Annotated in this window: 11 protein-coding genes; 5 read left to right on the top strand and 6 right to left on the bottom strand. The window is 60.5% G+C overall.

All coding sequences use genetic code 11. The features are described from left to right. The first annotated feature begins 117 nt into the window (after positions 1 to 117). On the top strand, positions 118 to 1,521 hold the full coding sequence (gene murF / locus KBZ07_RS11465) for a UDP-N-acetylmuramoyl-tripeptide--D-alanyl-D-alanine ligase (RefSeq protein ID WP_254931738.1): 1,404 nt from the start codon (positions 118 to 120) through the stop codon (positions 1,519 to 1,521). 102 nt (positions 1,522 to 1,623) lie between these two features. Here murF and KBZ07_RS11460 read toward each other — a convergent pair whose 3' ends face one another. Genes KBZ07_RS11460 through KBZ07_RS11440 form a run of 5 tightly spaced genes read right to left on the bottom strand, consistent with a single transcriptional unit; the run spans position 1,624 to position 5,198 of the window. Beyond that, positions 1,624 to 1,836, bottom strand: a complete 213-nt coding sequence (locus KBZ07_RS11460) for a chlorophyll a/b-binding protein (RefSeq protein WP_254931737.1) — start codon at positions 1,834 to 1,836, stop codon at positions 1,624 to 1,626. Beyond that, on the bottom strand, positions 1,833 to 3,185 hold the full coding sequence (glmU, locus tag KBZ07_RS11455; RefSeq protein WP_254931736.1) for a bifunctional UDP-N-acetylglucosamine diphosphorylase/glucosamine-1-phosphate N-acetyltransferase GlmU: 1,353 nt from the start codon (positions 3,183 to 3,185) through the stop codon (positions 1,833 to 1,835). The genes KBZ07_RS11460 and glmU overlap by 4 nt, the downstream gene beginning before the upstream one ends. 28 nt (positions 3,186 to 3,213) lie before the next feature. Next, a complete protein-coding gene (gene aroA, locus KBZ07_RS11450; protein ID WP_396124038.1) occupies positions 3,214 to 4,560 on the bottom strand; it encodes a 3-phosphoshikimate 1-carboxyvinyltransferase in 1,347 nt (448 codons plus the stop codon). Between the two features lie 28 nt (positions 4,561 to 4,588). After that, positions 4,589 to 4,960 (bottom strand): type II toxin-antitoxin system PemK/MazF family toxin, encoded by a 372-nt coding sequence (locus KBZ07_RS11445; protein ID WP_254931735.1) that lies wholly within the window; start codon positions 4,958 to 4,960, stop codon positions 4,589 to 4,591. Beyond that, positions 4,953 to 5,198, bottom strand: coding sequence for a ribbon-helix-helix domain-containing protein (locus KBZ07_RS11440; RefSeq protein ID WP_254931734.1), 246 nt, complete (start codon positions 5,196 to 5,198; stop codon positions 4,953 to 4,955). The genes KBZ07_RS11445 and KBZ07_RS11440 overlap by 8 nt, the downstream gene beginning before the upstream one ends. A gap of 58 nt (positions 5,199 to 5,256) precedes the next feature. Here KBZ07_RS11440 and KBZ07_RS11435 point away from each other — a divergent pair, with 58 nt between their 5' ends. The 3 genes from KBZ07_RS11435 to KBZ07_RS11425 all read left to right on the top strand — a co-directional run bounded on the left by KBZ07_RS11435 (position 5,257) and on the right by KBZ07_RS11425 (position 7,518). Continuing rightward, positions 5,257 to 5,451 carry a hypothetical protein gene (locus KBZ07_RS11435; RefSeq protein ID WP_254931733.1) on the top strand — a complete coding sequence of 65 codons (195 nt, stop codon included), beginning with the start codon at positions 5,257 to 5,259 and terminating at the stop codon, positions 5,449 to 5,451. Next, entirely contained in the window at positions 5,417 to 5,746 is a 330-nt protein-coding gene (locus KBZ07_RS11430) for a hypothetical protein (protein ID WP_254931732.1), read from the top strand. The genes KBZ07_RS11435 and KBZ07_RS11430 overlap by 35 nt, the downstream gene beginning before the upstream one ends. A gap of 716 nt (positions 5,747 to 6,462) precedes the next feature. Next, positions 6,463 to 7,518 (top strand): glycosyltransferase family 4 protein, encoded by a 1,056-nt coding sequence (locus tag KBZ07_RS11425; RefSeq protein ID WP_254931731.1) that lies wholly within the window; start codon positions 6,463 to 6,465, stop codon positions 7,516 to 7,518. Between the two features lie 487 nt (positions 7,519 to 8,005). On the opposite strand, the gene KBZ07_RS11420 is transcribed toward KBZ07_RS11425, so the two are convergent. After that, positions 8,006 to 8,773, bottom strand: a complete 768-nt coding sequence (locus KBZ07_RS11420) for an FkbM family methyltransferase (RefSeq protein ID WP_254931730.1) — start codon at positions 8,771 to 8,773, stop codon at positions 8,006 to 8,008. A gap of 505 nt (positions 8,774 to 9,278) precedes the next feature. Here KBZ07_RS11420 and KBZ07_RS16325 point away from each other — a divergent pair. Further along, positions 9,279 to 9,539, top strand: coding sequence for a transposase (locus KBZ07_RS16325; RefSeq protein WP_254931729.1), 261 nt, complete (start codon positions 9,279 to 9,281; stop codon positions 9,537 to 9,539). Positions 9,540 to 9,887: the final 348 nt, after the last annotated feature.

Here is a 9,887-nt window from a genome sequence, read left to right as displayed (position 1 = left end):
GCGCAGCCGCGAGCTGGGCTACGAGCGGCTGCGCCTGCTCGACGGGTCCGGGGCCCTTCTGGCCCAGGCCGCCCGGGTGGGCAGTGGGATGGTCCTGCTGGGCCCCGCCTCGCCGTGATGGCCTTGCACCTGGGCAAGCTGCAGCAGCTCTGGGGGCCGCCCGTCACCGGACCCCTCACCCCTGACCAGGCCAGCATCGGGCTCGAGCCGCAGGCGATCTGCACCGACAGCCGCCAGCTAGCTGCCGGCCAGCTGTTTGTGCCCCTGGTGGGCGAGCGCTTTGACGGCCATGCCTTCCTCCCCGCCGCCCTCGAGGCCGGTGCCGTCGCCCTGCTGGCCCAGGTGGAGCAACTGCCGCCCGCTGCCCTTGCCGCCGTGGCGGGCTCAGTGCCCCTCTGGCTGGTGCCAGACACCCTGCTGGCCTACCAGCAGCTGGCCTGCCTCTGGCGGCGCCAGCTCCCGGCTGCGGTGGTGGCGGTGACCGGCTCGGCCGGCAAAACCACCGCCCGGGAACTGATCCGGGCCGCCCTGGCCCCCCTCGGGGAAGTGGGGGCCTCCAGCGGCAATGAGAACAACGACGTCGGCGTGCCCCTCACCCTGCTGAATGCGACCCCTGCCCAGGCGGCCGTGGTGGTGGAGATGGGCATGCGGGGCCTGGGTGAAATCGAGCGACTCAGCCGCTGTGCCTGCCCCGATGTGGCGGTGATCACCAACATCGGCACGGCCCACATCGGCCGGCTGGGCAGCCGCGAGGCGATTGCCACGGCCAAGTGCGAGATCACCGCCGGCCTGCGCCCAGATGGGGTGGTGGTGATCCCGGCTGGCGATCCCCTGCTGGATGGGGCCCTGGCCCGGGTGTGGGCTGGCCGGGTGGTGCGGATTGCCCTGGCCGGCGAAGGCCACGAGCACCAGGCCGACTTGGTGGGCCAGCTGGATGGGGCCGGCGGGATCCTGAAGCTGGCCGGCGAGGAGCTGGCCGGGGTGGAGGTGGCCATGCCCCTGGAGGGGGTCCACCACGCCCGCAACCTGCTGCTGGCCCTGGCCGTGGCCCGGGAGCTGGGGCTTGAACCGGCCCGCTGGCAGCCCCTGGAGGTGGCCCTGCCGGGGGGGCGCAGCCGGCGGCTGGAGCTGGGTGGGGTGCGGCTGCTGGATGAGACCTACAACGCCTCACCCGAGGCGGTGCTGGCCTCCCTGGATCTACTGGCCCGCCAGCCCGGTCGCCGCTTTGCGGTGCTGGGCACCATGCTGGAGCTCGGCGACCAGAGCCTGGCCCTGCACCGAGAGGTAGCGGCGCGGGCCCTCAGCCTGGGCCTCGATGGGCTGGTGGTTGTCGACGGCGGCCCGGAAGGGGAGACGATGCTGGCGGCGGCCCAGGGCCTGGCCCGGCTGGAGCGGGTGGACACGCCAGCAGAGGCCGCAGTACCCCTGGGCCAGTGGCTGGAGCCCGGGGATGTGCTGCTGCTCAAGGCCAGTCGCGGCGTGGCCCTGGAGCAACTGATTCCCCTGCTCCAGCTGGCATGATGCAGGCGGAGCAGCATTTCACGATGTTGTGCCTTCGGGCAGGGGCCCTGGGTGGTGGTTCACCCGGGGCTTTTCCTTTGGCTAACAACTCAGCCCAGATACTCAACCCAAATACCAGCGCAGCATGGCCGCCAGCTGGCCCACCATGCCCTTGCCGGTGAGCAGTTCGCCGGCGATGGCCGCGGCGAAGCCCAGCATGGCCACCCGGCCGTTGAGCAGCTCCACGCCAGCCAGGGCCTGGGTATTCCAGGGTCTGGGGCTGGTCATGCTGGCGCCGAAGCGCTCCACCGGTTCGTAATTGAATTTCGGGCTCATGGGCGGGCAGCTCTCCAGTTGTCTTTGACCAATTGTCTTGCCCTGCCGAGGGCAAGGGCATTGTCGGGCACATCCCTGGTGATGGTGGAGCCGGCCCCCACCGTGACGTTCTGGCCCAGCTGGAGGGGGGCCACCAGTACGGAATTGGCCCCGGTTTTGCTGCCAGCCCCCACCACGGTGCGGTGCTTGCGCTCGCCGTCGTAGTTGGCGGTGATCGTGCCTGCCCCCACGTTCACGCCGGCGCCGAGGTCGGCATCGCCGATGTAACTGAGGTGGTTCACCTTGACGCCGGCGGCCAGGGTGCTGTTCTTGACCTCCACAAAATTGCCGATGTGGCAGCGTTCGGCGATCTCGCTGCCCGGCCGCAGCTGGGCAAAGGGCCCCACCGAGCAGTGGGGGCCGACGCTGGCCCCCCGCAGCACCGAATGCAGCACCTCGCAGCCCTCACCGAGCTGGCTGTTTTCAATCAGGCAGCCCGGGCCGATGCGGCAACCGTCGCCGATGCTGCTGGCTCCGCGGAAGTGGCACTGGGGTTCCACCACCACATCGCGGCCAAAGCGGGTGGCCTCGCTGAGGCTGCAGCTGGCCGGATCGGTGAAGGTCACCCCCTCGGCCATCCAGTGGCAGCGCAGCCGTTGCTGCAGCACCGCTTCGCACTGGCTGAGCTGGAGCCGGTCGTTGATGCCGGTGATCTCGTCGGCATCGGTCACCTCGAGGTGCATGGCCGGGCGGAGCAGGGCCACCGTGTCGGTGAGGTAGAGCTCACCCTGGTCGTTGTCGCTGCTGAGCTGGGGCAGGGCGGCCGCCAGTTGCTGCCAGTTGAAGCAGTAGATGCCCGCATTGGTGAGGTTGTTGAGGCGCTGCTCGTCGCTGCAGTCGCGGTGCTCCACGATGGCGCTGACGGCGCCGGAGGGGTCGGCAAAGACCCGGCCGTAGCCGCTGGGATCGGCCAGCCTGGCGCTCAGCAGGGTGACGGCGGCGCCGCTGCTGTGGTGCTGCTCCAGCAGGGCGACGAGGGTTTCGGGCCGCAGCAGGGGCACATCGCCGTTGAGCACCAGCAGGTCGCCGCTGAAATCGGCCAGGGGCTCAAGCAGCTGCTGAACCGCGTGGCCCGTGCCGTTCTGGGGCTGCTGCAGCACGAATTCCAGGCCTGCGTGGTCCGCCAGCGACTGCTCCACCCGTTCGGCCTGGTGGCCGACGATCAGCAGGCGCCGCTCGGGCTGGAGCTGGTCGCAGCTGGCCAGCACCCGCTCCACCAGGCTGGCACCGGCGAGGGGTTGCAGCACCTTGGGCAGGGCGCTCCTCATGCGGGTGCCCTTTCCAGCAGCCAACACGGCAACGGCAAGCATGGGCTGGGGCAGGCGACTGGGCGGGAATCTAGGTGGGCTTGCCCAGGCGGGCCAGGTCGGCCCAGAAGCCGGGGTAGGAAACGGCAGCGGCCTCGGCTCGGGCCAGGACCGTCTCGCCCTGGGCCACCAGGGAGGCCACCGCCAGGCTCATGGCGACCCGATGGTCCGTTTCACTGTCGACGCTGGCGCCACGGAGGGTCGTGCTGCCCTTGATCACCAGACCGTCTTCAAACTCCTCGATCCGGGCCCCCATGGCCTTGAGCTGGCGGGCCATCACAGCCAGCCGGTCGGTTTCCTTAACCCGCAACTCGCCGGCATCGCAGATGCGGCTTGTGCCCTCGGCGCAGCAGGCGGCCACCGCCAGCACGGGAATTTCATCTACCAGGCGGGGGATCAGCTCGCCGCCGATCTCAAAGGCCCGCAGGGGGCCATGCTTCACCTGCAGGTCGCCCACCGGCTCGCCGGCCACCTCCCGGCCATTGAGGACCGTGATCCGGGCGCCCATCTGTTCGAGCACATCGAGGATGCCGGTGCGGCTGGGGTTGAGGCCCACGTTCTCGACCGTGAGCTCAGAGCCGGGGGTGATGGCGCCCGCCACCAGCCAGAAGGCGGCGGAGCTGATGTCGCCCGGCACGATCACGCTCTGGCCTCGCAGGCTCTGGCCCGGCGTCAGGGTTACCACGGTGTTGCCTGGCCCGCCCACCTCCAGTTGGGCGCCAAAGGCCCCCAGCATGCGCTCGCTGTGGTCGCGGCTCTGGGCCGGCTCGATCACGGTGGTGGGCCCGCCGGCGCTGAGGGCGGCCAGCAGGATGGCGCTCTTCACCTGGGCTGAGGCCACGGGGGTGCGAATAGTCGTGCCCCGCAGCTCCTGGCCCTGGATGGCAAGGGGTGCCAGGTTGCCGTTGCTGCGGCCGTGGATCATCGCGCCCATCTGGGCCAGGGGTGTCCCCACCCGCCCCATCGGCCGGCCCCGCAGTGAGGCGTCCCCCGTGAGCACGAAGTGGCGCCCCAGCCGGCCCGCCAGCAGGCCCAGCAGCAGCCGCATGGTGGTGCCGGAGTTGCCGCAGTCGAGCAGGTCGGCGGGCTCTCGGAGGCCATCGAGCCCCACCCCCTGCACGAGCACCTCTTCGCCGGCGCGGATTGCCGAAACCCTCACCCCCATGGCCCGCAGGCAGGCGGCGGTACTAAGCGGATCCTCCGCCGGCAGAAGCCCTTCTATGCGTGTGGTGCCCTCGGCGATGGCGCCGAACAGCAGGGCCCGGTGCGAGATCGACTTGTCGCCCGGCACCTTCACCGTGCCCCGCAGGCTGGTGCCGCCCGGCAGGCTCAGGGGGCTGGTGTAGGGAGGGGCAGTGGCGGCGATGGACTCAGCCACGGGCAGGGAGGGCGCTAGTGGGGCGATCCTATGGACCATCATTCGGCTGCCAGGGCTCCTGGCAGTGCAGATCAAGCGACTGGATGACCGCGGCAGCAATTTCCTTGAGCTCTCCGGCAGCGAGACGACCGAGCGGCCCCTGGAGCTGATCGGCGTGCACAGCGGTGGGCAGCCAGGTCATCACGAAGCTGGCCTGACGCAATCCATTGGTGGGGGAGGGCTCCAACATGTGGGCCAGTGGGTTGCCGCCAAGTCGCTGTTCCGTGCTCAGGGGAAGCACCACCCAGCGGCGGCTGAGGCGCGTCGCGGCATCGGGAGCGATCACCAGCACAGGCCTAGCTTTGCTGTCGCCGAAGCTGCGGTTACGAGGCCATAGGTAGAGCCGACCGCGTTCAGCCATCGAGGCCCTGTGCCAATACCTCAAACGCCATCGTGATGGCGTCTTCGCCTGCGGCATTCAGATCGCCACCCTCCAGTTTCGCCAGATCGGCGTAGGCGATGTGGAGGGCATCGACGCGTCGCTGGGTCAACCACTGAGTCAGAGCCTCGCTCACAAGAGCTGAACGATTGGGCCCCTGGGCATCGAGCTGGGTGAGGAGACGCTCATCCAGCGAGATGCTGATGGAACGATTCGGCATCGTATTATTAGGAATCTTGCTAGTCACCCTAGTAGCGGGCCCAGGCCCGCGAAACACAATGCAGGCGATTCTTCGGATGCGTCGCTACCTGCAGGAGCAGCTGCTGGTCGACCTGAGCCGAAAGGCCGTGGTGCTGACCGGCCCCAGGCAGGTGGGCAAGACCAGGCAGGTGCGGCAGCTGATGGAGGGGCGTGATTCACCCCAATACCTCAACTGGGATGGGGCGGCGGGCCGATCTGCTGGTGTTTGTTGAGATCGACAAGATGGCCGATAGGAAGGCCTGGCTCAAGGGTGTTATTGATGCCCGGCCCGTGGGCCAGGCTTTGCTTTTTGACCCGGAATCGGTGCGGGAGTGGTGTGCCCACAGCGGCTTTCCAGACACATGCCTGGCAGAACGGATGCCGCTATCCACAAGCCTAGATGGAGTCAAGCTGGCGAACAGCTCACCCCACCGCGCCCTGTCGCGCTTTGCCCTCCAGTTTCCTGAGGCCGAGGCGGTGCAGCTCGTGCGTGATGCCCGCCAGCAGGAGCAGCGCGGAGCGGTGTGAGTCGCTGAGCGGGGTAACCATGGGCGGTATCAGCAGAGCAGGCCTGTTTTCGAAGGCCAGCTTGATACTTTGGAGCTCACTTCTAGAGCCTTATGCTGCAAGCCCGAGAAGATGTACTCGCCTTTTGCTACGGAGAAGACTTATTTTACCGACACTACCCGCTCAGCACTGGAAAACAACTTGGATCAAATACCTGCCTTAGAGGCTCAACGAGGAGGGCGAGACGCAACCTCTATGAAAGAGAGGAGGCCGTTCCCCCGGAGGGGTGGGGGCGGGATGTTTGAGCAGCAGGAGTTCTGGCAACTTGATGGCAGCCGTATTGCCTGCGATCCAATCAGCTGCCTAGGGGGAGGTATCATGATCTGGGGCTTAATAGGCTCCTGCCCCCGGGTACAGCCCAAAATACATCTGCAAATAGAGATGAGACTAGAAATCTCAATCGGCCAGATACATTTTGATGCAATGAAGCAAATTTGCGGATCCATGGTGGCAAATGCAGCCCCCCTGCGCAATCAAAATAAAATAGTGAAAACCGAGCCTCAGTATTTGCACCATGGGAGGGGAATCGACCAATCCAATTTTTAGTTGGGATAACTGCACGAAGTTCCCCCTCAAGCTTTCTTTCTGCTTAAGCTTGCTGCAATTGCTGAGAATTTATGCCATAAAGAAAGTGGCTCTGCTTGTGACTAATCCTTGTATCCATTGGCCCATAGAATATGAACATTTTAATGACTTCCCATAGTTTTTTCCCAGATATTGGAGGTATCGAAACCATAGCCGAATTATTGGCGGACGATTTTTGCGATGCCGGCCATTCAGTAATTCTAATTACTAAAACTAAAGGTGACCCATCCCTTGATAGCTTGCGTTTCCCTTTTGAGGTTATTCGCAATCCATCTGTTTTGAAGCTTTTAAAGTGCTACAAGTGGGCCAATGTTGTTTTTCAAAATAACATTGAACTCCGCCAAGCCTGGCCTAATCTTATTTTTCGCAAGCCTCTAGTAATAAGCCTTCATACTTGGCTGCTCAATATTAAGGGAAAGCTAGGACTGGAAGAGTTAATAAAACACTTCGCTTTGTCAGCGGCAACCAAGGTAATTGCCGTCAGTAATTCCATCCGCATCGATTCGTATAGTGATGCTCTCGTAATTGGAAATCCTTATGACAACGACCTGTTCAGGAACTATCTTTCTCCTAGGCGGCCTTTTTCAATTGTTTTTCTTGGGCGGTTGGTTAGCGATAAAGGTGTCGACTTGTTGTTGCGCTCATTTGCTGAATTAGACCTTCCATTGGCCCGCCTTACCATTATTGGAAGTGGACCAGAGCGACAGAGCCTGGAACGGCTAGCTCGTGGACTAGATATCGACGATTCTGTATCATTCGTTGGACCTCTACAGGGCTCAGCACTTGTAGATTTACTGAATCAAAATGAAGTGATGGTAATACCGTCCATATGGCGCGAACCTTTTGGAATCGTAGCTTTAGAGGGCTTAGCTTGTGGTTGTGTTCCATTGGTCTCCGATGGTGGTGGGCTTGTTGATGCAGTTGGGCAGGCTGGGCTAAGCTTTAAGCGTGGAGACATTCACGATCTTACTGATAAATTGCGATTGCTCCTTAGCGATCAGGAACTACGCTCTAATCTACGTGCAAAGTCAGTGGCCCATCTGTCAATATTCGAAAAGCACAAGGTATCCCGTCAATATTTAGATGTTCTCAATTTGTGCTTAAGAGCACCTCGAAAAAATCAGAACCCTGCTCACTCCAGTCAATGAGGTTCATGTCCTCCTATGCCTCCCCAGAGTTCAGGAAAGATGTCCCCCCTCTGATCAGTACATCCGGGGGCTTGAGGACATTACCAATGCTTCGCTAAAGTGAAACCGTCAGGGCTGATTTGAGATGGCGGATGAGCCCGCCGCACAGGCAGAGCGTGACCCGAATTTCGGAAGAGCTGGGCATCCACGCGATCACCCTCTACTAATGGAGGAAGGCCTGGCGGTTGCTGGGAGAGGTGGTGCCGGCATCCGAGAAGGAATCCAGATGGCTGGAGCGCTGCCGACAAGTTCACTGTGCTGTTGGAGACGGCAGGACTTAACGCCAACGAGCTGAATGTATACTCCCGCGAGCGAGTCTTGTTCCTGAATCAGCTGAGCCGCTGGCGGCAGGCAGCCCATGAACCCTATCCACAGTTGCAACCGTAGGGTATACTTGCGCGAATGGGCTGGTTTTCGAGATTATCTTTAGCAGATAATGCCCAATCCCTTAAATTAATTTGCTGGATTCAAGATCCATTTCAAGTCTTTTTTTATAAAAGCTACTGCTAATAAAGATGGCATCAGTCCAACTCGCTAAATCATTCTGAAAGTGAAATCCATAAAAAGAAACGAGGAGGAAGCCATTATCTGTAAGGTATCGAAATACCTGGTCAAAGGAAGGCAGGTTCTGATACATGTCGGCGAATATGAACTCAAAATATATAAGTCCAATTCTGTTTTCACTCATCATTTCTTCCGCCCCCTTGAAAACCTCAAAATCAAAGCCTTGAGTATCCGACTTTAATATATGTATATATTCGATATTGCGGCCTTTTGAGAAAGTGTCTATTGTTGTTACCTCAGTATTTACTTTGTTTGTAACCTCGCCCCAAGCCAGCTTGCTTGGGAGCAAAAAAGAACTCATGTCTGAGTGTATATTCTCAATAAACTCAAGAGCTCCATCACTAGATCCAATACCAAGATTCCAAGCACTAACATTTGAGTGTCTTTGACAATGAACTTTTAGCTGTTCGAATGTGGTAGGACTTGGCTCAAAAGAATGTATTCGTGAGTGGGGAAATATGTTTATAAAACGATCAACCGATTGCCCAATATTCGCGCCAACATCGTAGACTGTAGGCTCTGTGATACCACTCAGAAAATATTGAAGATCGTTGAAGGGATCTATGCCAAGTTTCGGTTTCTGTAGGCGACGAAACTCTAATCCGGCGCATCGCGCAAGAAAACGTGATAAGTTTTTAGCAGATTTGAGCATGATATTAGCTAATTGCAAAAAAAATAAATCTGTATTTAAACTGGAATGGATGAACGCTTAACTCTGGCCTCGCATTGCAGCATTGAGGGTTCATCAGTATTCATGCTCGATTAAGAAATCATCGAAAAAGAAAATTTCCACTCTTGCGTTCATCTATAAAAATGCCTTGTGGCGCCAAGTTCTCGACAACACTATAACACAAGGGTCAGGCATCCTCAATCCGATTGTAGTGCGAACCTTATCAGGTATTCCAAGACTGGCGCGGCAAAAGTTGAGCCTCTACAGGCTTCGCTATACCCCCTGGCTTACATGAAGCGGCGCCCCATGGAGTGGTGTAACTCAGGGGGATCAGCCCCGGCGTAGCCGGGGCTGACGGTTCGCCTCCCTCAGACATCAGCTGTGGCAATGGGTAGGCCGGTCTGAGACCCTGTTCGGAGAACTACCACCAAACCGAACACAGACCATCACCCTTACCCATAGTGGCGCCTCCGAGCTGGCTCAGCTCATGGAGGGCACCACCGCTGGCGCCCTGATCCCTGAGATCGTGCGCCGGGGCTTCCAGGATCTGCTGGAGGCCGAGGTTTCTGCTGCCATTGGAGCCACGCGTCATGAACGCTGCCCTGATGAGAGGTCCACCCACCGCAACGGCTACCGCCAGCGGCTACTGTCCGCCCACAATGAAGTTGGCCGGCAGCGGGTCACCGAGATGCTGCGCAAGCGCAAGCAGTTCCCGACAGCTGTGCCGGTAATGGATGCCGCCCGCTGAGTCGCCACAAGACCCTGCCGCCCTTTCTGCTGCGACTCAGCGCCCGAAGAGCAATCGCTTGGAACACAATGTTGGGACTTTCTATTGCTGTTGGAGCACTGCGGTGGGCGACGAGTCGGTGATGCACCACCTGAACTGGGGATAAATCCAACTTGGTCTGGTCGCCCTGGTGTTCGGAGGTCTTCAGGTTTGGCGGATCGACAGTGTGTTCCGTAGACTGGAACTGGCGAGACCTTTGAGTGCAAGTGAGTTCCGCAAGAACTTGGAACGGATCTGGTCGCATGGAAATCGGAAGTAGCAGCACCGCAATTGTTGCGCCTATACCCGGTCACCGACCTCCAAAACTAC

This window comes from Cyanobium sp. BA20m-14, from assembly GCF_024346295.1.
Note: the sequence above shows the minus strand (reverse complement) of the source record. Positions and strands in the feature narration are given on the sequence as shown.

Excerpts from the sequence above, each read along its gene's own strand:
- murF (WP_254931738.1), top strand. The coding sequence starts at position 118 with ATGGCCTTGCACCTGGGCAAGCTGCAGCAGCTCTGGGGGCCGCCCGTC.
- KBZ07_RS11460 (WP_254931737.1), bottom strand. The coding sequence starts at position 1,836 with ATGAGCCCGAAATTCAATTACGAACCGGTGGAGCGCTTCGGCGCCAGC.
- glmU (WP_254931736.1), bottom strand. The coding sequence starts at position 3,185 with ATGCTTGCCGTTGCCGTGTTGGCTGCTGGAAAGGGCACCCGCATGAGG.
- KBZ07_RS11445 (WP_254931735.1), bottom strand. The coding sequence starts at position 4,960 with ATGGCTGAACGCGGTCGGCTCTACCTATGGCCTCGTAACCGCAGCTTC.
- KBZ07_RS11440 (WP_254931734.1), bottom strand. The coding sequence starts at position 5,198 with ATGCCGAATCGTTCCATCAGCATCTCGCTGGATGAGCGTCTCCTCACC.
- KBZ07_RS11435 (WP_254931733.1), top strand. The coding sequence starts at position 5,257 with ATGCAGGCGATTCTTCGGATGCGTCGCTACCTGCAGGAGCAGCTGCTG.
- KBZ07_RS11430 (WP_254931732.1), top strand. The coding sequence starts at position 5,417 with ATGGGGCGGCGGGCCGATCTGCTGGTGTTTGTTGAGATCGACAAGATG.
- KBZ07_RS11425 (WP_254931731.1), top strand. The coding sequence starts at position 6,463 with ATGAACATTTTAATGACTTCCCATAGTTTTTTCCCAGATATTGGAGGT.
- KBZ07_RS11420 (WP_254931730.1), bottom strand. The coding sequence starts at position 8,773 with ATGCTCAAATCTGCTAAAAACTTATCACGTTTTCTTGCGCGATGCGCC.
- KBZ07_RS16325 (WP_254931729.1), top strand. The coding sequence starts at position 9,279 with ATGGAGGGCACCACCGCTGGCGCCCTGATCCCTGAGATCGTGCGCCGG.